Consider the following 22,925-nt stretch of genomic DNA (forward strand, 5'->3'; position numbering starts at 1 on the left):
CTCGGTTTTGCAGGAGTACCGAGGTGATGCTATCGCGGGCAAGCCCGGCTCCCACAGAAAGCAGATCCCATTGCCTGAGAAATATCCTTACAATCGCGCTTTGTTAGCTGCCTAAGCAAGGATTCTGCAATGCAAGCCGCCAACCCTCGCAAAGGGTACATCCTGGGCCTGAGCGCCTATGTCATCTGGGGTATCTTCCCGCTCTACTTCAAAGCCATCGCCAGCGTACCGGCCATCGAAATCATCGTGCACCGCGTGCTGTGGTCGGCCCTTTTCGGCGGCTTGCTGCTGATGGTCTGGAAACACCCCGGCTGGTTTCGCGAGCTGCGTGACAACCCTCGGCGCCTGGCAATCCTGGCACTCAGCGGTTCGTTGATTGCGGGTAACTGGCTGACCTATGTGTGGTCGGTGAACAGCGGACGCATGCTCGAAGCGAGCCTGGGGTATTACATCAACCCGCTGGTCAATGTGTTGCTGGGCCTGGTGATCCTCGGCGAACGCCTGCGCCGCCTGCAGTGGGTGGCCGTGGGGCTGGCCGCCATCGGCGTGGCGCAACAGGTATGGCAGGTGGGCAGCCTGCCCTGGGTGTCGCTGGTACTGGCGCTGACGTTCGGTTTCTACGGGCTGATTCGCAAGCAGGCACCGGTCAAGGCGTTGCCGGGTCTGGTGGTGGAAACCTGGATGCTGGTGCCGATCGCCCTCGTCTGGGTGCTGCTCAACCCATCGGCCCACAGTGCGCAAATGGCGTTCTGGAGTACATCCGAAGCCTGGTGGCTGGTCGCAGCGGGGCCGGTGACTCTGGTTCCGTTGGTGTGCTTCAACGCTGCTGCCCGGCACCTGCCCTACACGTCCCTGGGCTTTTTGCAGTACGTCGCGCCGACCCTGGTATTGCTGGAAGCCGTGCTGTTGTTCGGCGAACACCTGGCACCGAGCACGCTGACCGCGTTCGGTTTTATCTGGGCGGGCCTGGTGGTGTACAGCGTGGATATCTGGCTGAGCGTGCGAAAACGCTGATCAAATAACGTACAAACCTCTGCAAGCCACAGCGGGCGTGGCTTGCAGACTTTCACCCCAAGGTTATCCACAGCCTCGTCCCCGCCATTTGTGCACAAGCTTTTGAAAATGCTCGTTTTTTGCTCAAATCACGAAGAACCACGGCCGGCGTGGCCTGGCGCGGGGTCTCTACAGCTTATCCACAGGCCCATGCAAGATTTCGATGCATAACCCTGTGGGCAGATTATTCCTCGTGGTGCAGCTCCACCATCAAGTCATCCGCCAGGGTTTCCAGGGATTCCTGCAACGCATCCAGGGATAATGTCGCCGGCACTTGCAGCAGCGCTTCGGCGGTAAAGAGTGGGTCGCCGCTCATGGGCGCCGGGCGCACATCGGTGCTCAGGCTTTCCAGGTTCACACTCTGCTTGCTCAATAGCGCCGTGATCTCACGCACGATGCCCGAACGGTCATTGCCCACCAGGGTCATCACAATCGACCTGGACGCCACCGCGTGCCCGGTGCTGCCCTCGCCCACCAGCACACGAATGCCATGGGTGGACAAGTCTTCCAGCGCCCCCACCAATGCCTGGCGATGTTCAGCCGGCACGCTGACCCGCAGGATCCCGGCAAACTGCCCGGCCATGTGCGCCATGCGGCTTTCCAGCCAGTTGCCACCGTGGGCGGCGATGTTCTGCGCAATGCGTTCCACCAGGCCGGGTTTGTCGGCGGCGATAATTGTGAGTACAAGATGGTCCATGGCAAAGCCCTCAGGAATTCAATCTACAAGGTGGACTCGGAAGCCCTCGAAAACAAATCGTGTACCATTTTTATTTTTATCTGGAACAATCCGATAGTTTTTTGAGAACATCCGGTTCTCCGCTGTGACCATACGACCAAAGTGGGTCGCTAAACGACGTATTTAGTCTAATTTTCACAACCGCAAGTCATCATGTAGTATGCCAAACCGTGCACTACATAATGAAAATCCGAAACGCGCATAAGCTCCGCAGAGTGAGGCAAGCAATGACTGAACACGTTCAAGTCGGTGGCCTGCAGGTCGCCAAAGTCCTGTTCGACTTCGTGAACAACGAAGCCATTCCTGGCACCGGTATCACCGCCGACCAGTTCTGGACCGGCGCCGACAAGGTCATCCACGACCTGGCACCGAAGAACAAAGCCCTACTCGCCAAACGCGACGATTTCCAGGCGCGGATCGATACCTGGCACCAGACCCACGCAGGCCAGGCCCACGACCCGGTGGCTTACAAAGCCTTCCTGCAAGACATCGGATACCTGCTGCCAGAAGCCGCAGACTTCCAGGCCACGACCCAAAACGTCGATGACGAAATTGCCCGCCTGGCCGGGCCGCAGTTGGTCGTGCCGGTGATGAATGCCCGTTTCGCCCTCAACGCCTCGAATGCGCGTTGGGGTTCGCTATACGACGCGCTGTATGGCACCGACGCCATCAGCGAAGCCGACGGCGCCGAGAAAGGCCAGGGCTACAACAAGGTCCGTGGCGACAAAGTCATCGCCTTCGCCCGCGCCTTCCTTGATGACGCCGCGCCGCTCAGCGCCGGCAGCCACGTGGACTCGACCGGCTACAAGATCGTCGACGGCAAGCTGATCGTCAGCCTCAAGGGCGGCAGCAACAGCGGCCTGCGCGACGACGCACAACTGATCGGCTTCCAGGGTGACAGCGCCCAGCCGATTGCAATCCTGCTGAAGCACAACGGCCTGCACTTCGAAATCCAGATCGACGCCAGCACCCCGGTCGGCCAGACCGACGCCGCCGGTGTCAAAGACGTGCTCGTGGAAGCCGCGCTGACCACCATCATGGACTGCGAGGACTCCGTCGCCGCCGTCGATGCCGATGACAAAGTGGTGATCTACCGCAACTGGCTCGGCTTGATGAAAGGCGACCTGGCCGAAGAGGTCGCCAAGGGCGGCAAGACCTTCACCCGTACCATGAATGCTGACCGCGTCTACACCGGCGTGGATGGCCAGGACGTAACCCTGCATGGCCGTTCGTTGCTGTTCGTGCGCAACGTGGGTCACCTGATGACCATCGACGCGATCCTCGATAAATACAATAACGAAGTGCCGGAAGGCATCCTCGACGGTCTGGTCACCAGCCTGGCGGCGATTCACAGCCTCAATGGCAACAGCTCCCGCAAAAACAGCCGTACCGGTTCGGTCTACATCGTCAAACCCAAGATGCACGGCCCGGAAGAAGCCGCGTTCACCAACGAGCTGTTCGGTCGCATCGAAGAGGTGCTGAACCTGCCGCGCAACACCCTCAAAGTCGGGATCATGGACGAGGAGCGCCGCACCACGGTCAACCTAAAGGCGTGTATCAAGGCGGCCAGCGAGCGCGTGGTGTTCATCAACACCGGCTTCCTCGACCGTACTGGCGACGAGATCCACACCTCCATGGAAGCCGGCGCGATGGTGCGCAAGGCGGCCATGAAAGCGGAAAAATGGATCGGCGCCTACGAAAACTGGAACGTCGATATCGGCCTGAGCACGGGCCTGCAAGGTCGTGCGCAGATCGGTAAAGGCATGTGGGCCATGCCCGACCTGATGGCGGCGATGCTCGAACAGAAAATCGCCCACCCACTGGCCGGCGCCAATACCGCGTGGGTCCCGTCGCCGACCGCCGCAGCCCTGCATGTGCTGCACTACCACAAGGTTGACGTATTCGCCCGCCAGGCCGAACTGGCCAAACGCGAGCGCGCCTCGGTGGACGACATCCTGACCATTCCTCTGGCCAGCAACACCGATTGGTCTGACGAAGAAATCCGCAACGAGTTGGACAACAACGCCCAGGGCATCCTCGGCTACGTGGTGCGCTGGATCGACCAGGGCGTCGGCTGCTCCAAGGTGCCGGACATCAACGATGTCGGCCTGATGGAGGACCGCGCCACCCTGCGCATCTCCAGCCAGCACATCGCCAACTGGCTGCGCCACGGCATCGTCAATGAAGCCCAGGTGCTGGAAAGCCTCAAGCGCATGGCGCCGGTGGTGGACCGTCAGAATGCCGGGGACACGCTGTACCGCCCACTGGCACCGGATTTCGACAGCAACATCGCCTTCCAGGCGGCGGTGGAGCTGGTGATTGAAGGTACAAAGCAGCCCAACGGCTACACCGAGCCGGTGCTGCATCGCCGGCGTCGTGAGTTCAAGGCTAAAAACGGCCTGTAAATGAAAAGGCCCTGATCGCAAGATCAGGGCCTTTTTGTTGGGATTCAGGTAGACCCAGTTGAGCCCATCGCAGGCAAGCCAGCTTCCACAGGGGAATGCATTCCAAATGTGGGAGCTGGCTTGCCTGCGATGGCGCCAGCCCAATCACCACAGAATCAGGAAGCCATCCCCAATTCCCGTTTCACCATCTTCGCCAGCTTCACGCTGTCGATCGGCTTGAGCAGAAAGTCCACCACGCTCAAATGCATCGCATCGATCACATCCGGCGCTTCGGCGTCCCCCGACATGATGATGATCGGCAGCGCTGCCCGTGTGGACTCACGTACTTGTCGGATGAGTTCCAGGCCATTGCTGGGCGCCATGCGCAGGTCGGTGATCAGTAAACCGATGGAGCTGCTCGACTTCAACAAATCCCACGCCGCCTCACCACTGTCGGCGGTCATGCAGCGAATACCGTCCAGCCCCAGGATTTCCGCCAGCAGTTCACGGGCGTCCTTGTCGTCGTCGACGATCAATACCCGTTGCGGCGGTAAATCGGGCTCCAGCATCACGGCGCTCAGCGCCTCGCGCTCGGCATCACTCAAAATATCGTGGTCGGACATACGGTTCTCAGCAGTTCTAATCAATCTCCCAGCACACTCGTCAGACATCTGCGGAAGGGCGATCAATGTGCACTTCGTCGGAAAGTTTGCCTAGTGGGTGTTCTACGGGTTTTGGACGAGAGTCATGTAAGGTTTTTCCCTAGTTTTGCGCTGTTTTCCTCGATCTAGACTTACGTCCAATGGGCACCCGCTGCGCAGGAGTCGACCATGAGGGCTGATAACGACAAAAAAATGCGGTCACTGTCATGAGTAAAGCCGATGCCTTCGCCCAAGCGGGGAAAACTGCGGTGTTGCAGAACATCCACGGTACCCTGCAGTTCCTGCAACGTTTCCCGCCGTTCAACCAGATGGAAAACGCGCACCTGGCCTTCCTGGTAGAGCAGTGCCAACTGCGCTTTTATGCCCCCGGCGACAGCATCCTCAAACCCTCGGGCGGGCCGGTCGAACACTTTTATATCGTCAAGCAGGGCCGGGTGGTCGGCGAGCGGCCCGATTCCACCGAGACCACCTTCGAAATCACCACCGGCGAGTGTTTCCCCCTCGCCGCCTTGCTCGGCGAGCGGGCCACCCGCACCGAGCACAAGGCCGCCGAAGACACCTTTTGCCTGCAATTGAACAAACCGGCCTTTATCAAACTGTTCGCCTTGTCCAGCCCGTTTCGCGACTTCGCCCTGCGCGGCGTGAGCAGCCTGCTGGACCAGGTCAACCAGCAAGTCCAGCAAAAGGCCGTGGAAACCCTCGGCACCCAATACTCCCTGAACACCCGCCTGGGCGAATTGGCCATGCGCCATCCCGTGACGTGCAGCCCGGAAACGCCACTGCGCGAGGCGGTGACGCTGATGCACGAACAACAGGTCGGCAGCATCGTGATCGTCGACGGGCACAAGGCGCCCCTGGGGATCTTCACCCTGCGCGATCTGCGCCAGGTGGTGGCCGACGGCAGCAGTGATTTCAGCCAGGCCATCGACGCCCATATGACCCAGGCGCCGTTCTTTCTGACACCGGACCACAGCGCGTTCGACGCCGCGATTGCCATGACCGAGCGGCATATCGCCCATGTGTGCCTGGTGAAGGATCAGCGCCTGTGCGGTGTGGTGTCCGAACGCGACCTGTTTTCCCTGCAACGCGTTGATCTGGTGCACTTGGCGCGCACCATCCGTAATGCGCCGCGTGTGGACAACCTGGTGGCGATTCGCGGCGAGATCGGCCAATTGGTCGAACGCATGCTGGCCCACGGCGCGTCGTCCACCCAGATCACCCACATTATTACCTTGCTCAACGACCACACCGTCTGCCGGGTGATCGAACTGACCCTGGCCGAAAAAGGCGACCCCGGCGTGCCCTTCAGTTGGCTGTGTTTCGGCAGCGAAGGTCGTCGCGAGCAGACGCTGTACACCGATCAGGACAACGGCATTCTGTTCGACGCCAGGGACGCTGCCGAAGCCGCGGCGATCCGCGCCCGGCTGTTGCCGCTGGCCCAGCAGATCAACCAGAGCCTGGCGCTGTGCGGGTTCAGCCTGTGCAAGGGCAACATCATGGCGGGCAACCCGGACTTGTGCCTGTCACGTGCGGAATGGGCGCGACGGTTCGCGGCCTTCATCCGTGAAGCCACTCCGGAGAACCTGCTAGGTTCCAGCATCTATTTCGACCTGCGCGTGGTGTGGGGCGATGAGCAGGGTTGTGAACAGTTGCGCCAGGGCATTCTCGACCAGGTGGCCGACAATCGCCTGTTCCAGCGCATGCTCGCCGAGAACGCCTTGCGCCAGCGTCCGCCCGTAGGGCGTTTCCGCGATTTTGTGCTGACCCGTAAAGGTGGCGAAAAAGCCACCCTCGACCTCAAGGCGCAGGGCCTCATGCCCTTTGTGGATGGCGCACGCCTGCTGGCACTGGCCAACGGCATCCACGCCAACAACACCCTGGAGCGCCTGCGCCAGTTGGTGGTCAAGGACGTGATCGAACCGCTGGACGGCGCGGCCTATGAAGAGGCCTACCACTTTATCCAGCAAACCCGCATGCAGCAGCATCAACTGCAAACCCGTGAGAACTTGCCCTACTCCAACCGGGTCGATCCCGACAGCCTCAACCATCTGGACCGGCGCATCCTGCGTGAATCCCTGCGTCAGGCCCAGCGCCTGCAAAGCAGCCTGACGTTGCGGTATCAGCTGTGAGACTGCTCGACTGGCTGCGTCCGAAAAAACCTGCGCTCGAACCAGAGCAACAACAGCGCCTGGCGCAGTTGCCCCCACCCACCGCGTTGGGTACGAATTCGTTGCGCGACCAGCGCTGGGTCGTGGTGGACCTGGAAACCAGCGGCCTGAACCTCAACCGCGACCAGGTGCTGTCCATCGGCGCAGTGGTGATCGAAGACGGCGCCGTGGACTTTTCCCAGCTGTTCGAACGCACCCTGCAACGCACCGACACCAAGCTCAGCCCCAGCGTGTTGATCCACGGCCTGGGCCCCAGCGCGATCGCGGCGGGCAGCGATCCGGTGGAAGCCTTGCTGGCGTTCATGGAGTTCGTCGGCGACAGCCCGCTGCTGGCCTTCCACGCGCCTTTCGACCAACACATGTTGTGCCGGGCGCTCAAGGACAGCCTGGGTTATCGCCTGGGCCATGCCTTTCTCGACGTCGCCGACATCGCCCCGCTGCTGTGCCCTGACGCACCGTTGCGCGAAGCCGGGTTGGACGACTGGACCCAGCATTTCAAGCTGCACGTGGGTGAACGCCATCATGCCAGCGCCGATGCCCTGGCCACGGCAGAGCTGATGCTCATCCTGTTCAGCCGCGCCCGCCAGCAACACATCGACACACCGCAGGCCCTGCAAGAGCGTTTGGCCCAATGGAGACGGCGTAAACAAGCGCCGTCTTTCTAACACCTCACCACAAAAGGGTCTCTTCAAACCGACAGACGCCAATTGCGTCCGTCTCACGCCTCTGACACAATCGCGAATAATTCTCGTTAGTTTAAACATTTTGTTTATCCGGTGATTGCCTTGTCGTCGATCCAGACCCCGCACAGTGAGCTTGTTGGCGCGTTGTACCGCGACCACCGTGGCTGGCTGCTGGCCTGGCTGCGACGTAACGTGGCTTGCCCCAGTCGCGCCGAAGACCTGAGCCAGGACACCTTCATGCGCCTGCTGGGCCGTGACGAGCTGCGCGAACCCCGCGAGCCACGGGCATTTCTGGTGGCGATCGCCAAAGGCTTGCTGTTCGACTATTTCCGGCGCGCCGCGCTGGAGCAGGCTTACCTCACCGAGTTGATGCTGATCCCGGAAAGCGAACACCCCTCGCCCGAAGCCCAGCAACTGATCCTCGAAGACCTCAAGGCCATCGACCGCCTGCTCGGCAAGCTGTCGAGCAAGGCCCGCGCCGCCTTCCTCTATAACCGCCTCGACGGCATGGGCCACGCGGAAATCGCCCAGCGCCTCGGTGTGTCCGTGCCCCGTGTGCGCCAGTACCTGGCCCAGGGCATTCGCCAGTGCTACATCGCACTGTATGGCGAGCCCGAATGACCATGGTCGGTTCCAAACCGGTTTCGTCCCGCGTGCTGGACGCCGCGATTGCCTGGCAGTTGTCCCTGGATTCAGGTGACGGCAGCCCGGTCGAGCGCGAAGCGTTCGCCAAATGGCTGGCCAGCGATGAAGACCACGCCCGCGCCTGGCGTCAGCTGGGCCTGCTCGACCAGCGTTTCAGCGTGGCCTCGGGTCCCGCGCGGGCGGCGTTGATGCAGTCGCGCCAAAGCATTCGCCAGCGTGTGCGCAAGCTCGGCAGCGGCCTGGCCAGCGTCGTGCTGGTGTGCGGCCTGGCGCTGTTTGCCGGCCAGCGCTACTTGCCTGTCCACTACTGGCTGGCCGACCAGCGCACCGCCACCGGCGAACAGCGCACCCTCAAGCTGGCCGACGGTACGTTGATCAACCTCAACACCCACAGCGCCATCGACGTGCGTTTCGACGAGAAGCGCCGGCTGATCGTATTGCAGGAAGGCGAAATCCTCGTCGAGACCGGCCACAACGACGCGCGACCGTTTTATGTGCAGACCCGCGACGGCAACCTGCGTGCGTTGGGCACACGGTTTATCGTCAAGCGCGAAGACGACGCCACGCGCCTGAGCGTGCTGCAATCGGCCGTGGCCGCCCAGCCCGAGGCGCTGCATGAGGAACAGGTCTTCAAGGCAGGCCAGCAAGTGCTGATGCGCAGCGACGGCCTCGGCCCTGCACTTGCCGTAAGCCCCGCCACCGACGCCTGGACCCGCGGCATGCTGTTGGTGGACAACGCCCGCCTGGGTGATGTGGTTTCGGAACTGAGCCGTTATCGCACCGGCTATCTGGGTGTGGATAAAAATGTCGCGGACCTGCGCATCACCGGCAGCTTCCCGCTGCACGACACTACCCTGGCGTTGAATGCACTGCTGCCCACCCTGCCAGTGCAGATCGAGCAGCACACGCCATGGTGGGTGACGGTCAAGGCCAAACCTTAGGTTCTGCGGTATCTGGGCCATCGCTATCGCAGGCAAGCCAGCGCCCACAATTTGACCGTGTAAACCCAATCAAATGTGGGAGCTGGCTTGCCTGCGAAGAGGCCCTCAAGCACAACCCAAAAAAATATTTTCTCCCCGCCCTATCACTTTTCGATTCTCGTTCGGCTCCCAGGCAATTGCGAAATATTTCCATTCAGGAGCCGCCCCATGTCCCGCACGCTAGACACTTTGTTGCGCCCCAGCCTGTTAGCCGTGGCCATTGCCCTCAGCACGCCGCTGGCCAGCCCCTGGGTGATCGCCGCCGAGCAAGCGTCCAGCGTGCGCGCCTACAACCTGCCGGCGGCGCCACTGTCCAGCACCTTGAACCAGATCGCCAGCCAGGCCGGCCTCGCGCTGACCCTCAACCCGGCGCTCGCCTCGGGCAAGACCTCGGCACCGGTCCAGGGCCAGTTCGACGCACAGGGCGCCCTGCGTGAGGCCCTGCGTGGCACCGGACTGCAACTGGAGCAGGGCAGCGCCGGCACCTTTACCCTGGTGGCGGTTCCTGAAGGCGTGATGGCGCTGCCGGTGACTAACATCACGGGGCAAGAGGGCAACCAGGAAAGCGCCTGGGGTCCGGTGCAAGGCTATCTGGCCAGCCGCACCGCCGCCGGCACCAAGACTGACACCGCACTGGTCGAAGCACCGCGCTCGATCTCTGTCGCCACCCGCGAGCAGATGCAAGACCGTAACGTGCAGAACCTGGATGACGCGGTCAAATACATGCCCGGCATCGTGTCCGCCAGCTACGGCAGCGACACCCGCTACGACTGGATGCGCGTACGTGGCTTCGAGCCCACCCAATTCCTCGACGGCCTGCCATTGCCACGCGGCGTCTACGCCAACCCGAAAGCCGAGACCTGGAACCTCGACCGCCTCGCCCTGCTGCGCGGCCCGGCGTCGTCGGTGTACGGCCAGACCCCACCCGGCGGCCTGCTGGACATGGTCAGCCGTCGCCCCAGCGAGGAGTCGAGCAACGCTGTCCAGGTGCAATACGGCAGCGACAACTACCGTCAGATCAACTTTGCCAGCACCGGCAAGATCGACGATGACGGCCAGTTCCTCTACGGCCTCAGCGGCGTGGTGCGCGACGCTGGCACTCAGGTCGACCACATCGACAACAAGCGCTACAACCTTGCGCCGAGCCTGACCTGGAACATCGACACCGACACCAAACTGACGTTCCTGTCGCAGTTCACCCGTGACGACACGGGCGCCACCAGCCAGTTCCTGCCGATCGTGGGCACCAAGATCGACTCGCCGTTGGGCAAAGTGTCCCACCACAAGAACCTGGGCGACCCGGATTACGAGTTCTACGACCGCACTTACTACGCGCTGGGCTATGCATTCGAGCATCGCTTCAACGACACCTGGCAGTTCAAACAGAACCTGCGTTACACCAAATCGGAGCTGTCGTTCCAGCAACTGACCGTGGGCGCCTATGCCTATTACCCGGTAGATGCGGCGGGCAATATCGGCCGTACTTCGACCAACGTGGATGAAAACATCGGCCAATTCGCGGTCGACAACAACTTCCAGGCAGACTTCGCCACGGGCGACATCACCCACACCCTGCTATTGGGCCTGGATCATCAACGTACCGATACGTCGTACCTCTCGATCTACGGCGGTGCCGGCACCGTCAACATCTTCAATCCGATCAATACCCAACCGGTGGTGCGCCCGGCGCGTTCCACGGCGTACTACGACTACAACCAGAAAACCGTGCAGACCGGCCTCTACGCCCAGGACCAGATGGCCCTGGACAACTGGCGCCTGACCCTGGGTGGGCGTGAAGACTGGGTGCACCAGGGCACCACTTACTTCAACAAAAACGATGCGACCAACACCGACCGCAGCAAGAACTTCAGCGGCAACGCAGCGCTCAGCTATGTGTTCGATTCGGGCTTCGTACCGTACCTGTCCTACGCCGAATCCTTCCAGCCGGCGAGCAACGCCAGCGCGGACCCGGTCAAGTCGTACAAACCCACCGAAGGCAAACAGTGGGAACTGGGGATCAAGTATCAACCGCCCGGCTCCAACACGCTGTTGAGCGCTGCGGTCTACGACCTGACCCAGAAAAACGTGCTGGTCACCAGCACCGGAGCAGGCGGCCAATCGATCACCGACCAGACCGGCGAAGTGAAAGTCAAAGGCCTAGAGCTGGAAGCCATCTCTGACGTCACCGAGAACCTCAAGGTGATTGCGTCCTACACCCTGGCCAAATCCGAAGTCCAAAAAGGCGATTTCAAAGGCAACCGCCTGCAACTGATGCCTAACCAGCAAGCATCGCTGTGGACCGACTACACCTGGCACACCGGCGTACTCGATGGCTTCGGCATCGGCTTTGGCGCACGCTACACCGGCAACACCTACGGCGACCAGGGCAACACCTGGCTGGGCAAAGCCAACGCCTACACCGTATTCGACGGTGCGGTGCATTACGACCTGGGCCGCCTGGACAACAGCCTGAAAGGCGCCTCGGTGAAGTTGAACGCGACCAACCTGTTCAACAAGGACTACATTTCCACCTGTGACGGCTCCTACTGCTACTTCGGCGACCAACGCAGCGTCGTCGCCAGCGCCACCTACCAGTGGTAACCGGCTGAGTTAACCACCAGGCCGCCCCAGTGGGCGGCTTTGGTGTGTCTGAAGGTTGAAAAAATGAAAAGCAAAACCATCCGCCGCTGGTCCTTCGTCCACACCTGGACCAGCCTGATCTGCACGGTGTTCCTGCTGCTTCTGGCCCTCACCGGCCTACCGCTGGTGTTTCACCACGAGATCGATCATCTGCTGGGCAACGAGCCGGAACTGGCGCAGATGCCTGCCGACACGCCGCAGCTCAACCTGCAACAGTTGGTTGACGCCGCCCAGGCCCATCGCCCTGGCGACGCCTTGCAGTACCTGGCCTGGGACGAAGACGACAAGAATGGCGTCATCGCGATCATGGCCGCCACCGCCGGCACCGAGCCCAACTCGTCCCACACCTTCATGCTCGATGCGCGCACCGGCCAGGCCCTGGAAACCCCGGCGGCGAACGGCGGGCTCACGCTGTTCCTGCTGCGCCTGCATGTGGACATGTTCGCCGGCCTGCCGGGCAAGTTGCTGCTGGCGTTCATGGGCGTTCTGTTTGTGGTGGCAATTGTCTCGGGCACGGTGCTGTACCTGCCGTTCATGCGCCGCCTGAAGTTCGCCACCGTGCGCCAGGACAAATCCACCCGCCTGCGCTGGCTCGACCTGCACAACCTGATCGGCGTGGTCACCCTGACCTGGGCGCTGGTGGTGGGGGTCACCGGCGTGATCAGCGCCTGTGCCGACCTGATCATCGCCGCCTGGCGTACCGAAAGCCTCAGCGCCATGATCGAGCCTTACAAAAACGCGCCGCCGCTGACCCAACGCGCACCCGCGACCGAGCTGCTGACCATCGCCGCCAAGGCCGCGCCCGGCATGGAGCCCGACTTCATCGCCTTCCCCGGCACGCGGTTTTCCAGTGAGCACCATTACGCGGTGTTCATGAAAGGCAGCACCCACCTTACCTCGCACCTGCTCACGCCGGTGCTGATCGATGCCAGCACCCTGGCCGTCACCGCCATCGCCGAACGCCCGTGGTACATGGACGCCATGGGCATGTCCCAGCCCCTGCACTTCGGCGACTACGGCGGCATGCCGATGAAGATCCTGTGGGCGGTGCTGGATGTGCTGACCATCATCGTGCTGGGCAGCGGCGTGTACCTGTGGATGGTGCGGCGCAAGGCGGCCAAGGCATGAGGCCGCGTCAATCGAGTTTCTGGAAAGTGTTCGGCATCCCGCTGGGGATCGGCCTGCTCAGTGCGGCCGGCTTGTTTGCGGCGTTGCTGGGGGATGGGCTGTGGGATTCGCTCAGTTGGGTAGGGTTGGGGATTCCTGCTGTCATTGGGATATGGGGGTTGTTTCGGCGGCGCGGTTGAGGCCGTCATCGCAGGCAAGCCAGCTCCCACATTTGACCGCGTGCACACATCAACCTGTGGGCGCTGGCTTGCCTGCGAAGGGGCCTTCAAAAACACCCGCAATATCTCTAGGCTAGCCACTGCCCAACGTGAGGTTTACCCATGTCCGCTCCCAGCATGACCCTGTTCCACAACCCCGCTTCGCCCTTCGTGCGTAAAGTCCGCGTGTTGCTGCTGGAAACCGGCCAGCAGGACCGCGTGGCCTTGCACAGCTGCATGCCGACCCCGGTGAGCCCGGACGCGCAGGTGGTGCAAGGCAACCCCGTGGGCAAGATCCCGGCCCTGCGCCTGGCCGACGGCAGTGTGATCCATGACAGCCGGGTGATCCTCGATTACTTCGACCACCAGCACGTCGGCAACCCGCTGATCCCCCGCGACGGCTCGGCCCGCTGGCGTCGTCTGACCCTGGCCTCGATGGCCGACGGCATCATGGATGCCGCCGTGCTGGTGCGTTACGAAAGCGCCCTGCGTCCGGTGGAAAAGCACTGGGACCAGTGGCTCGACGAACAACGCAACAAGATCCGTCGTACCCTCGCCGAGCTGGAATCCGAAGCGATTGCCGAACTGGCCAGCCACTTCGACATCGCCGCCATCAGCGTCGCCTGTGCCCTGGGTTACCTGGACTTCCGCCACCCGGACATGCAATGGCGCGCGGACAACCCACAGCTCGCCGCCTGGTACGCCGAAGTCAGCCAAAGGCCTTCGTTGCAGCAGACACAACCGCCAGCCTGACACTCACCGCGATCCACTGTGGGAGCGGCGGTGGCGTGGTTGAGGTAGTCGACAAGTTGCATCTTCATCTGCTGATCCTCACGCAACCCGATCATTGCACCGCCTCCAGGTCGAACTGCAGGGGCTCGACCGCCTTGCGCCTGCCCACGCCATACCAGTCCAGTTTGCGCGTCAGCACCATCACCGTGCCCAACAGGCCGAACAGCAGCAGCGAGCCCATCAGCAGCGCGTAATCCTCGGCACTCAACAGCCCGTACAACAAGCCATACAGCGCCGCCAATCCCGCCGAAAAGCCCAGGCCATGGACCACGCTGTGCAGCACATGGCACACGTAGAAACCGATCAACGCCACACAGGCACTCGCCGAAATCAGGTAGGCCATGGCAAAGCCGATGTGCTCGGACAGCGACAGCAACAGCAAGTAGAAGAACGCCAGCGCAAACCCCACCAGGGCGTACTGCACCGGGTGCACCGCCAGGCTCTTGAGCACTTCGAACAGGAAGAAGCCGGCAAAGGTCAGGGCGATGAACAGCAGCGCGTATTTGATCGCGCGGTCGCTCTTGAGGTACTGGTCCACCGGGTCGATGAAGTTCACGCCGAAGCTGCGGTTATTGAAGTCGTTGCAGCTCTGGCCATCGAGGCAACTTTGCAGGGCCTGTTCGAGGTTGGTGGAAAAGAACGAAGTCTGCCAATTCGCGGTAAAACCTTTGTCGGTGATCTCACGCTGGGCCGGCAGGAAGTTGCCGATAAAGCTGGGATGCGGCCAGTTGGACGCAAGCGACACCTGGCTGGTCTTGCCCACCGGCACCACTTGCAGTTGCTCGGTGCCTTGCAGGCGCAAGTCAAAGGCGAACTCCAGCAGCGACGGTTTCAGGCGGTCCTGCTCCGGCAGCACCACGTGCACGCCCTCGCCCAGCCAGTCCACGTCGGAACCGGGCTCGAAGTCCAGGCGCTGGCTGCCCAGTTCCAGTTTCAGTGCGTTTTCGATACCACGAATATCGCTGATGCCCACCGCCAGAAACGCCGGCTCAAAGCGGTAATCGGCATAGTCTTGCGTGATGCCCAACTGAGCCGGCAGCTCGAAACGCCCGCTGATGCGGTTATCGGCGTGGAACAGCCGGGCCTGGTAAATGCCCCGCGCACGCAGTTCGGTCTGCACCTGGCCGTCGAGTTCAAATCGGTCCGGCAAAAAATACAGACGACCGCGCTCTTCACGGGTGACTTCGTAGCGTTTGTTGAGCTTTTCATTGAGCTTCCACTCGCGGACGGTCTTGCGATAAGGCACCACCATCACCGGGCCGGTGACGCGCTGGGCATAGCTGGAGCTGCGGGCGATGTCCATCAATACGCCGTCGCGCAATTGCTGACGCTCGCCGATGATGCCGCTGATCATCAACAACGGAATCAGCAACAACAGGATCAACAGCGCAATCGCGCCGAGTTTGAAAAGCAGGCTGCGGTTCATGGGTCTCTCCCTGTTTGAATGGGGAGAGTCTGCGCAGCCCGTGTGGGAGCTTTATGTGGGCAATGTGGAGACTGTGTGGAGATGCAGCACCACCTGCACGCCGTCCTCGACATTGCCGATCTGCAACGTGCCGCCGTGCAGCTTCATCACTTCCTCGACAAAATTGAGGCCCAGCCCGGTGCTTTTGCGCCCGCTGGCCGGGCGTGGCAGCGAATAGAAACGCTCACTCAGACGCGGCAAGGCGTAATCGGGAATCGGCGCGGCCTGGTTGAACAGGCTGACGTGCACAGCGTTGTGGCGCGTTTGCGCACTGAACCTCAGCGTGCCGCCGGACGGTGTGAAATCCAGCGCGTTGTCCAGCAGGTTGCCCAGGGCCTGGCGCAACAGGAAGGGTTCGCCGAACACCTTCACCTGCGCGCCAATCGTCTGTTCGACGTGCAAGCCCGCACCTTCGATCCGTGCGCATTGGGCGTTGATGACGTCATCGACCAAGGCCGCCAGCGGGATGCTCGTCTGCTCTTCCAGGCCCTGGCGCTGTTCCACTTGCGCCAGGTTCAACAGGCGTTCGATCAACTGCTGCAAGCGTGCGCTCTCACTGTCGATGTTGCCGACGAAGCGCTGCTGCTGCGCGCGGGTCATATCCCCCTGCAACAGCTCCGCCGCACCGCGAATGGCGGCCAGCGGGCTTTTCAGTTCGTGGGTCAGGGTGTGCACGTAATGCTCGACGTAGGCCTTGCCTTCCAGTTGGGTGCGCATGTGCTCCACGGCGGTGGACAGCTGCTTGAGTTCACCACCGCGATAATGGGGCAACTCGGCACGCCGACCCTCACTGACCGCTTCGGCGTACGCCGTGAGCCGACGCAGCGCAACGCTCAGCCACCACGACAGCAGCGCACCGAGCAGCAGGCCCAGCACCACCAGACCGGCGCCGTACCACAACAAGCGGCGTTCGGTGCGGTCGACATATGGCTGCAACGAGCTGTTGGGCTTGGCCACCGTGACCACGCCGATAATGCGACCGTTGTCGCGGATCGGCGCGCCCACGTGCATCACCGATGACGCCGGGTCATCCAGCTCGCTGCGGGTAGAACGCGCGCCGTATTCGCCGCGCAGGGTCAGGTAGACGTCGTTCCACTGGGAATAGTCCTCACCCACGGCTTCGCCGGTGGAGTCGAGCAGGACAATGCCCTGGGCGTCGGTCACATAAATGCGATGGTTGACCTGGTTTTTCGGCAGGCCCCAGATGGTCGCCCCCGGCTGGCGATTGCCGTAGGCCTTGAGCAGTTCCGGCCAATGGCTTTGCCCGAGGGTGCCGTTCTTCACGTCATCGCGCAGCACTTCGGCCAGCAGGTTGGCAGTGTCCACCAGGGTTTCTTCGGTGGACTGGCGCACGCCGGGGCGGATTTCCTTCATCACCGTGTTGAGCACAAAGTAACCGGTGAGGCCGATGAACAGCGCATACACCAGGAAGATCCGCAGCCCCAGGCGCATCAGCTGTTGCTCGGGCTGTAGCTGTAGCCAAGGCCGCGATGGGTCTGGATCGGCTCGGCCTGCGCCGCCACGCTGCGTAACTTGCTGCGCAGGCTCTTGATATGGCTGTCGATGTTGCGCTCGTAGCCGGCATCCGCCGCCACGCCCACCGCGTCCAGCAACTGCTCGCGGCTGAACACTCGCTCGGGTTGCTCCAACAGGCTGTGCAACAGGCGGAACTCATGCCGGGTCAGGCTCAGGGCCTGGCCACGGTAGCTGATCTGCATGCGGTCCAGGTCCACCTGGAACACCGCCGGCGCCACGCCCGGGCCGACCCGCTTGAGGATCGCCCGTACCCGCGCCGCCACTTCCCGTGGGCTGAACGGCTTGACCACGTAATCGTCGGCGCCGATCTCCAGCCCTACCACGCGGTCGATCTCGCCATCCCGGGCGCTGAGGAACATCACCGGCACTTCACTGAAGCGGCGCAGTTGCTTGCAGGTTTCAAAGCCGGTGATGTCCGGCAGGCCGATGTCGAGGATGACCAGGTCAGCCGGGGTCTGGCGCTGGTGCTCCAGCGCCGCCTGGCCGAGCGTCAGCCAAGTGGTGGTGAAACCCTCGCCTTGCAGGGCAAACAGCAGCGTGTCGGCGATGGCCGCTTCGTCTTCGACAATCAGGATATGCGCCATGGGGGTCCGTCAGCAGTCCGGTTTGTCGGCAGTGTAACGACGTGCCGGGTTCACCGCTGCGCCGAATTCACGCAGGGCCTTGGCGCCGATCAGCAAGGGGTAGTTGAAACTGCTGCGGTCGGTGAGGTTGACCTCGACCGTGCGCTTGACGTCGCCCAGGCACATTTCCAGGTCGATTACCGGGCGCTTGGCCACCGTGGCTTCGTCCTTGTCGTCGTCTTCGTCGGCGCGGCTCTTGATCTTGCTGATGCGCGACACTTTATGTTCGTAGACTTTGTTGGAAGCGTCCTTGCCGCCAAGGCGGAAGCGCACCCAGTCATCGCCGTCTCGGGTGAAGGTTTCGATGTCGCGGGCCGACAGCGAGGCCGTCAGCGCGCCGGTGTCCATCTTGGCCTTGAAGGTTTGGCCGATCTCCGGCAACTGGATGTATTCGTAGCGACCGTAGAGGGTCGGTTCGGCGGCCATGACCGGCAAGGCAACCAGGGCGAACGCGGCAAGGAGCAATTTCACGACGTGATTTCCTCGGAAAGAAGTAGGCGGATTCTAGACCGCAAACGCGGCGCTTAGTTAGATCGATCGTTCCCACGCGCCACATCGTGAAACATTCGTCCGCTGATTTGCGATTTGGCCTCTAGACTCAAGCTGCTTATCATGGCCCGCCCACATAACCCCAAGAGTTGCCTATGCGCCGCCTGCTCACCGGCTTTTTCGTCACCCTGCTGCTGTTGCTCAACACTCTGGTGCTGTTCGGACCGTTGATGGTGTTTGCCCTGCTCAAGCTGGTCGCCCCCGGCCGCTTTCGCGACTACATGTCCTGGGCGGTGATGTGGATCGCCGAGACCTGGGCCGAAATCGACAAGCTGATCTTCTCGCTGTGCATCCCCACTCAATGGGACATTCGCGGCGGCGAAGACCTGCGCGGTGACACTTCATACCTCGTGATCAGCAACCACCAGTCCTGGGTGGACATCCCGGCGCTGATCCAGGCCCTTAACCGGCGCACGCCATTCTTCAAATTCTTCCTGAAAAAAGAGCTGATCTGGGTGCCCTTCCTGGGCCTGGCCTGGTGGGCGCTGGACTACCCGTTCATGAAACGCTACACCAAGGCGTTCCTGGCCAAGCACCCGGAACTGGCGGGACAGGACTTGAAGATCACCCAGCAAGCCTGCGAGTTGTTCAAGCGCCAGCCGGTGACCGTGGTCAATTACCTGGAAGGTACGCGGTTCAGCGAGGCCAAGCGCGCGCAGCAGGATTCACCCTTCGTTCGTCTGCTCAAGCCCAAGGCAGGCGGTGTGGCGTTTGTGCTGGCGGCGATGGGCGAACAACTGGACGCCGTGCTGGACGTGACGGTGGTCTATCCTCAGGCGAAAATTCCGGGGTTCTGGGACTTGATCAGCGGGTCGGTACCAAAGGTAATCATCGACATCCGCACGCGGGAGCTGGACCCGGCGCTGTGGCAGGGCGATTACGAGAACGATCCGGCGTTTCGCCAGACCGTCCAGAACTGGGTGAACCAGCTCTGGATGGAGAAGGATCAACGCATTCAAAAACTTTTTGAATGAAATTCCAAAACAGGTAGGGCCATTGAACCCTACCGTTCCCGTTCCAAACTAAAATTCAAACCTTGGAAGCGATGCTTTTGCGCAAAGCATCTCGTACCAACTCTGGGTTGCTATCCAAAGGGGAATTGCTGAAAAGAGCCTGCAACGCTGCGCGCAAATCTGTCGATGCCTGCCCGATACCCGTTCCAGCAGCTTCAGCATTCAACAACGCTTTGAGGCTCGAAGTGGCTGCATCAGCGTAACCTTGCACAGACGAGGTCGAATCCTGCAACACCGAATCCAAAGTCCTGGCACCGGCGGGGAGCTCTTTACCGGCTGGCCATTCTTGGGCTCGGGGTATCTCTTTTAGCTGGCCATTCTCCCTCTCCAAAAAATCCGAATTCTTGGTGCCGGCAGGGAGCTCTTTACCGGCTGGCCATTCTTGGGCTCGGGGTGTCTCTTTTAGCTGGCCATTCTCCCTCTCCAACAAATCCAAAGTCTTGGCGCCGGCAGGGAGCGCTTTACCGGCTGGCCATTCTTTGGCCAGCTGGAACTGTTGCAGCCCATCCAACAAGCGATTGAGTGCCCGATCAGGATTCGATCCATTCGTCACGGCATTCAGGTCGTGTCGCAAGTTTTGCAACATACCCGCGTTCAATCCCAGGCTATGCAACATACTGATGTCAGCCCGCCCAACCTGGGTGATGTTCTGCTCGTTGCTGCCGAGCTGGGCATATTGATTCTGTAGCGTTGTTTGTAACGGGTTAATAGGTATCATCAGATCACCATCAAGTCAGTTGAGTTGCCCTCTAGGCAGCACCAAAATGATGCTGCAATGGGTACTACTGTGTGGTTTCTACTCTTCCTACCGTTCCCAGCCCCTAGCTACAAATCATTTCAAATATGCCCACGTCGCGCTGAAAGATGACACCGACATACTGTGGGATATGCAATCCGAGGAGGCAGTAACTTTAACCGCCTGTACCCCAAGCCTGGGCCAACTTGCCCAGCACCGAACTGCTGGCACCCTGACCGCCCAGGTATTGCAGGATCACCGGCGCAAACTGGCCGATCATTCCACTGTCCATGCCCAGCGCGCTGAATGCAGTGTTGAGGTCGCTGGTGTTCTTCACGTTACCCAGCAGGCCATCGAGGCCGCTGGTCTTGCTGCCGCCGCTCTGGCCGAGCATCCCGCTCAAGGCGCCGAGGCTGCCCAGGGAGTTGCTCCCCGAGAGTTGATCCAGGCCCGGTACGCTTTTGCCCAGTTGCGAGTAGTCGGTGCTGCTCAGCTGGTTCTTGGCCAGGCCCAGCATGGCGCCGGTGCCGCCCACGGCTTGTTCCGGGGTGACGTTCAATTGCGAGGTCAGGGCGCTCAGCAGACCGGCGGTCTGGGAGCTGGGCGCAGCGGCAGCCGCCTTGTTGTTGCTGCCCTGGGCGCCGGAAACGGCGTTGGCCACGTCACCGAGGCTGAAGCCTGCGGCAAACACCGGGCTGGCGGCCACGGTCAACAGGCAGGACAGGGCAATACCGCGAGAAATCTTCATCAAGACAACCTCTGAATGTAGGAGCTAAAAGCAGGCGTTTGACTGACATTCCCGAAAAAATGTTCCCACTGCGCCCCCCTATCGAGAACAGTTCAGAAAATTCTGCATCCGAATGACCCGCTGACACCACTCACCCCCTGTGGGAGGCTATGTGTGTCGCCCTTTCCATTCCTGCGGCTCCCGATTCCCCGGAACTCAAGCGTCGTTACAGCCCACCCAAGACAGCCTCTATCAGGCCTACCTACTCAGGAGCTGTAACCCTCATGTTCGGATTGATCCCTAACGGTTTTGCCGTATTCCGCGCCGTCACCAGCCAGCAACCGCGCGCGCAAGCCAGTGATATCGGCCAATGCCCGGCGCCGCGAGATATCCACTCCACACCCTACACAGACCCCGACCTGCCCCCGCCGTACGGCGAGGGCTATCAATACACCGCCACTGCCAACGGCAAAACCTGGACCGGGCAAACCGCCGCGACCAGCGACGACTACCTGACACCGGAGCACGAGCTCAAGGCCGAGGCAGTCAACGTGCGTGAAGGTAAGGTTCATTGCGACTACGGAGGAAAACGCCAGATAAAAAACGGCGAGGTGGCGGATCCCTATCTGCGGCTCACCACGCTCAAGTGAACCACCCATTGTCAGCATGGGCCTGGACCTGTGAAGACTTTTTCTGAAATGTTGAAAACGTCCCTGTTCTCGTCTTACTCCACTTGTGGCGCCTTCTTAATCGTCGCGCGCCACGGGATTGAAGTCGGACGTGATGCAGAGTTGGTAATTACCGCCACACAACACCGTGAGCAGAACCAATTAATCAAGCAACGACAACAAGAACCCAATAGAAACGATGACCACTGTAAAAAAGGGCGACCAAAGTCGCCCTTTTTCCGCCCGGCCTCTAAGCCGCACTGAACAACTTATGCGGATCGATCACAAACTTCTTCGGCACGCCCGCATCGAACTCGCCGTAACCGCGCGGTGCATCATCCAGGCTGATCACTTGCACACCCACGATTTCAGCAATGTTGATGCGATCCCACATGATCGCCTGCATCAATTGGCGGTTGTACTTCATCACCGGGGTCTGGCCGGTGTGGAAGCTGTGGGATTTCGCCCAGCCGAGGCCAAAGCGAATGCTCAGGCTACCCATTTTGGCGGCGGCGTCCACAGCACCCGGATCTTCGGTCACGTACAGGCCCGGAATACCGATCTTGCCTGCCACGCGCACCACGCCCATCAGCGAGTTGAGCACGGTAGCCGGCGCTTCGGCTTTCACACCTTCATGGCCGTGGCCACGGGCTTCGAAGCCTACGGCATCGACGGCGCAGTCCACTTCAGGCTCGCCCAGCAGCGCGGCGATCTGCTCGTGCAGCGGAGTGTCCTTGGACAGGTCGGCAATCTCGAAACCCTGGGCCTTGGCGTGGGCCAGGCGGATCGGGTTGACGTCACCGATGATCACCACGGCAGCGCCCAGCAGACGGGCCGACGCGGCAGCCGCCAGACCAACCGGACCGGCACCGGCGATGTACACGGTGCTGCCCGGGCCGACGCCGGCGGTGACGGCGCCGTGGTAGCCGGTGGGCAGGATGTCGGAGAGGCAAGTCAGGTCACGGATTTTCTCCATGGCCTTGTCGCGGTCCGGCAGTTTGAGCAGGTTGAAGTCGGCATACGGCACCAGCACGTATTCGGCCTGGCCGCCGGTCCAGTCGCCCATGTCGACATAGCCGTAGGCGCCACCGGCACGGGCCGGGTTGACGGTCAGGCACACGCCGGTGTGTTGCTCTTTGCACGAGCGGCAACGACCGCACGCGACGTTGAACGGTACGGAAACCAGGTCACCGATCTTCAGGTTTTCGACGTCATTGCCCTTCTCGATCACCTCACCGGTGATCTCGTGACCGAGTACCAGGCCGGTCTGGGCAGTGGTGCGGCCACGCACCATGTGTTGGTCGGAGCCGCAGATGTTGGTGGACACCACGCGCAGGATGACGCCGTGCTCGATCTTCCTGCCACGGGGGTCCTGCATTTTGGGATAGTCGATTTTCTGTACTTCGACCTTGCCGTTGCCGAGATACACGACACCACGATTACCAGACATGCTTTCACCTCGCTGTTGTTTTTATGGAACTGCGTTGTCCGTTGGGCGGGCAGCGCGTTGAGTGCTCGGGTACAGATGCTGTTTTTGCGT

The 22,925-nt window shown here is 61.4% G+C and carries 21 protein-coding genes; 12 read left to right on the plus strand and 9 right to left on the minus strand.

Translation table 11 applies throughout. From position 1 onward, the window contains the following. The first annotated feature begins 129 nt into the window (after positions 1-129). Positions 130-1,014 (plus strand): EamA family transporter RarD, encoded by an 885-nt coding sequence (gene rarD / locus ACW9IN_RS27020; protein ID WP_457368724.1) that lies wholly within the window; start codon positions 130-132, stop codon positions 1,012-1,014. A gap of 223 nt (positions 1,015-1,237) precedes the next feature. On the opposite strand, the gene ACW9IN_RS27025 is transcribed toward rarD, so the two are convergent. Continuing rightward, a complete protein-coding gene (locus ACW9IN_RS27025; protein WP_457368725.1) occupies positions 1,238-1,750 on the minus strand; it encodes a glycine cleavage system protein R in 513 nt (170 codons plus the stop codon). 266 nt (positions 1,751-2,016) lie between these two features. On the opposite strand from ACW9IN_RS27025, the gene ACW9IN_RS27030 reads away from it, so the two are divergent. After that, complete coding sequence (locus ACW9IN_RS27030; RefSeq protein ID WP_457368726.1) at positions 2,017-4,194, plus strand: malate synthase G; 2,178 nt, start codon at positions 2,017-2,019, stop codon at positions 4,192-4,194. Positions 4,195-4,349: 155 nt separating this feature from the next. On the opposite strand, the gene ACW9IN_RS27035 is transcribed toward ACW9IN_RS27030, so the two are convergent. Further along, positions 4,350-4,796, minus strand: a complete 447-nt coding sequence (locus ACW9IN_RS27035; protein ID WP_058426679.1) for a response regulator — start codon at positions 4,794-4,796, stop codon at positions 4,350-4,352. A gap of 245 nt (positions 4,797-5,041) precedes the next feature. Between ACW9IN_RS27035 and ACW9IN_RS27040 the strand changes: the two genes are divergently transcribed. From ACW9IN_RS27040 to ACW9IN_RS27075, 8 genes are all read left to right on the plus strand, one after another. Then, positions 5,042-6,964, plus strand: a complete 1,923-nt coding sequence (locus ACW9IN_RS27040) for a putative nucleotidyltransferase substrate binding domain-containing protein (RefSeq protein ID WP_457368727.1) — start codon at positions 5,042-5,044, stop codon at positions 6,962-6,964. Then, positions 6,961-7,668 carry a 3'-5' exonuclease gene (locus ACW9IN_RS27045; protein WP_457368728.1) on the plus strand — a complete coding sequence of 236 codons (708 nt, stop codon included), beginning with the start codon at positions 6,961-6,963 and terminating at the stop codon, positions 7,666-7,668. Before ACW9IN_RS27040 ends, ACW9IN_RS27045 begins: the two co-directional genes overlap by 4 nt. A 120-nt stretch (positions 7,669-7,788) precedes the next feature. Next, on the plus strand, positions 7,789-8,307 hold the full coding sequence (locus ACW9IN_RS27050; protein WP_457368729.1) for an RNA polymerase sigma factor: 519 nt from the start codon (positions 7,789-7,791) through the stop codon (positions 8,305-8,307). Continuing rightward, a complete protein-coding gene (locus ACW9IN_RS27055) occupies positions 8,304-9,272 on the plus strand; it encodes a FecR domain-containing protein (RefSeq protein WP_457368730.1) in 969 nt (322 codons plus the stop codon). The genes ACW9IN_RS27050 and ACW9IN_RS27055 overlap by 4 nt, the downstream gene beginning before the upstream one ends. Positions 9,273-9,479: 207 nt before the next feature. After that, positions 9,480-11,912: a TonB-dependent siderophore receptor gene (locus tag ACW9IN_RS27060; RefSeq protein ID WP_457368731.1), complete on the plus strand. Its 2,433-nt coding sequence runs from the start codon at positions 9,480-9,482 to the stop codon at positions 11,910-11,912. A 63-nt stretch (positions 11,913-11,975) separates the two neighbouring features. After that, positions 11,976-13,079, plus strand: coding sequence for a PepSY-associated TM helix domain-containing protein (locus tag ACW9IN_RS27065; protein WP_457368732.1), 1,104 nt, complete (start codon positions 11,976-11,978; stop codon positions 13,077-13,079). Then, positions 13,076-13,258 (plus strand): hypothetical protein, encoded by a 183-nt coding sequence (locus ACW9IN_RS27070; RefSeq protein ID WP_457368733.1) that lies wholly within the window; start codon positions 13,076-13,078, stop codon positions 13,256-13,258. The genes ACW9IN_RS27065 and ACW9IN_RS27070 overlap by 4 nt, the downstream gene beginning before the upstream one ends. Positions 13,259-13,399: 141 nt before the next feature. Beyond that, positions 13,400-14,029 carry a glutathione S-transferase N-terminal domain-containing protein gene (locus tag ACW9IN_RS27075; protein ID WP_457368734.1) on the plus strand — a complete coding sequence of 210 codons (630 nt, stop codon included), beginning with the start codon at positions 13,400-13,402 and terminating at the stop codon, positions 14,027-14,029. A 91-nt stretch (positions 14,030-14,120) separates the two neighbouring features. Here the strand turns inward: ACW9IN_RS27075 and creD are convergent, their stop codons facing one another. From creD to rloA2, 4 genes are read right to left on the minus strand one after another with little or no spacing between them, the layout of a single operon-like run. Continuing rightward, complete coding sequence (gene creD / locus ACW9IN_RS27080; RefSeq protein WP_457368735.1) at positions 14,121-15,494, minus strand: cell envelope integrity protein CreD; 1,374 nt, start codon at positions 15,492-15,494, stop codon at positions 14,121-14,123. A 51-nt stretch (positions 15,495-15,545) separates the two neighbouring features. Continuing rightward, a complete protein-coding gene (gene creC, locus ACW9IN_RS27085) occupies positions 15,546-16,985 on the minus strand; it encodes a two-component system sensor histidine kinase CreC (protein WP_457368736.1) in 1,440 nt (479 codons plus the stop codon). After that, positions 16,985-17,653, minus strand: coding sequence for a two-component system response regulator CreB (creB, locus tag ACW9IN_RS27090; RefSeq protein ID WP_457368737.1), 669 nt, complete (start codon positions 17,651-17,653; stop codon positions 16,985-16,987). Before creB ends, creC begins: the two co-directional genes overlap by 1 nt. A gap of 9 nt (positions 17,654-17,662) precedes the next feature. Continuing rightward, complete coding sequence (gene rloA2 / locus ACW9IN_RS27095) at positions 17,663-18,163, minus strand: retropepsin-like aspartic peptidase RloA2 (protein WP_457368738.1); 501 nt, start codon at positions 18,161-18,163, stop codon at positions 17,663-17,665. Positions 18,164-18,336: 173 nt separating this feature from the next. Here rloA2 and ACW9IN_RS27100 point away from each other — a divergent pair, with 173 nt between their 5' ends. Next, positions 18,337-19,215 carry an acyltransferase gene (locus tag ACW9IN_RS27100; RefSeq protein ID WP_457368739.1) on the plus strand — a complete coding sequence of 293 codons (879 nt, stop codon included), beginning with the start codon at positions 18,337-18,339 and terminating at the stop codon, positions 19,213-19,215. A gap of 55 nt (positions 19,216-19,270) precedes the next feature. Here the strand turns inward: ACW9IN_RS27100 and ACW9IN_RS27105 are convergent, their stop codons facing one another. Beyond that, positions 19,271-19,972: a hypothetical protein gene (locus ACW9IN_RS27105; RefSeq protein ID WP_457368740.1), complete on the minus strand. Its 702-nt coding sequence runs from the start codon at positions 19,970-19,972 to the stop codon at positions 19,271-19,273. Positions 19,973-20,165: 193 nt separating this feature from the next. Then, the gene (locus ACW9IN_RS27110) at positions 20,166-20,738 is read right to left on the minus strand and encodes a DUF2780 domain-containing protein (protein ID WP_457368741.1); all 573 of its coding nucleotides are present in this window, start codon (positions 20,736-20,738) and stop codon (positions 20,166-20,168) included. A gap of 263 nt (positions 20,739-21,001) precedes the next feature. On the opposite strand from ACW9IN_RS27110, the gene ACW9IN_RS27115 reads away from it, so the two are divergent. Further along, positions 21,002-21,367 (plus strand): hypothetical protein, encoded by a 366-nt coding sequence (locus ACW9IN_RS27115; protein WP_457368742.1) that lies wholly within the window; start codon positions 21,002-21,004, stop codon positions 21,365-21,367. A gap of 268 nt (positions 21,368-21,635) precedes the next feature. Here the strand turns inward: ACW9IN_RS27115 and fdhA are convergent, their stop codons facing one another. Beyond that, positions 21,636-22,835 (minus strand): formaldehyde dehydrogenase, glutathione-independent, encoded by a 1,200-nt coding sequence (fdhA, locus tag ACW9IN_RS27120; RefSeq protein ID WP_060753358.1) that lies wholly within the window; start codon positions 22,833-22,835, stop codon positions 21,636-21,638. Between the last annotated feature and the right edge of the window lie 90 nt (positions 22,836-22,925).

The sequence above is a fragment of the Pseudomonas sp. SDO5271_S396 genome, from assembly GCF_054071795.1.

Excerpts from the sequence above, each read along its gene's own strand:
- creC (WP_457368736.1), bottom strand. The coding sequence starts at position 16,985 with ATGCGCCTGGGGCTGCGGATCTTCCTGGTGTATGCGCTGTTCATCGGC.
- ACW9IN_RS27075 (WP_457368734.1), top strand. The coding sequence starts at position 13,400 with ATGTCCGCTCCCAGCATGACCCTGTTCCACAACCCCGCTTCGCCCTTC.
- fdhA (WP_060753358.1), bottom strand. The coding sequence starts at position 22,835 with ATGTCTGGTAATCGTGGTGTCGTGTATCTCGGCAACGGCAAGGTCGAA.
- ACW9IN_RS27070 (WP_457368733.1), top strand. The coding sequence starts at position 13,076 with ATGAGGCCGCGTCAATCGAGTTTCTGGAAAGTGTTCGGCATCCCGCTG.
- ACW9IN_RS27065 (WP_457368732.1), top strand. The coding sequence starts at position 11,976 with ATGAAAAGCAAAACCATCCGCCGCTGGTCCTTCGTCCACACCTGGACC.
- ACW9IN_RS27115 (WP_457368742.1), top strand. The coding sequence starts at position 21,002 with ATGTTCGGATTGATCCCTAACGGTTTTGCCGTATTCCGCGCCGTCACC.
- ACW9IN_RS27030 (WP_457368726.1), top strand. The coding sequence starts at position 2,017 with ATGACTGAACACGTTCAAGTCGGTGGCCTGCAGGTCGCCAAAGTCCTG.
- ACW9IN_RS27105 (WP_457368740.1), bottom strand. The coding sequence starts at position 19,972 with ATGATACCTATTAACCCGTTACAAACAACGCTACAGAATCAATATGCC.
- ACW9IN_RS27100 (WP_457368739.1), top strand. The coding sequence starts at position 18,337 with ATGCGCCGCCTGCTCACCGGCTTTTTCGTCACCCTGCTGCTGTTGCTC.
- ACW9IN_RS27110 (WP_457368741.1), bottom strand. The coding sequence starts at position 20,738 with ATGAAGATTTCTCGCGGTATTGCCCTGTCCTGCCTGTTGACCGTGGCC.
- ACW9IN_RS27055 (WP_457368730.1), top strand. The coding sequence starts at position 8,304 with ATGACCATGGTCGGTTCCAAACCGGTTTCGTCCCGCGTGCTGGACGCC.
- rarD (WP_457368724.1), top strand. The coding sequence starts at position 130 with ATGCAAGCCGCCAACCCTCGCAAAGGGTACATCCTGGGCCTGAGCGCC.
- creD (WP_457368735.1), bottom strand. The coding sequence starts at position 15,494 with ATGAACCGCAGCCTGCTTTTCAAACTCGGCGCGATTGCGCTGTTGATC.
- ACW9IN_RS27040 (WP_457368727.1), top strand. The coding sequence starts at position 5,042 with ATGAGTAAAGCCGATGCCTTCGCCCAAGCGGGGAAAACTGCGGTGTTG.
- ACW9IN_RS27025 (WP_457368725.1), bottom strand. The coding sequence starts at position 1,750 with ATGGACCATCTTGTACTCACAATTATCGCCGCCGACAAACCCGGCCTG.
- creB (WP_457368737.1), bottom strand. The coding sequence starts at position 17,653 with ATGGCGCATATCCTGATTGTCGAAGACGAAGCGGCCATCGCCGACACG.
- ACW9IN_RS27060 (WP_457368731.1), top strand. The coding sequence starts at position 9,480 with ATGTCCCGCACGCTAGACACTTTGTTGCGCCCCAGCCTGTTAGCCGTG.
- ACW9IN_RS27035 (WP_058426679.1), bottom strand. The coding sequence starts at position 4,796 with ATGTCCGACCACGATATTTTGAGTGATGCCGAGCGCGAGGCGCTGAGC.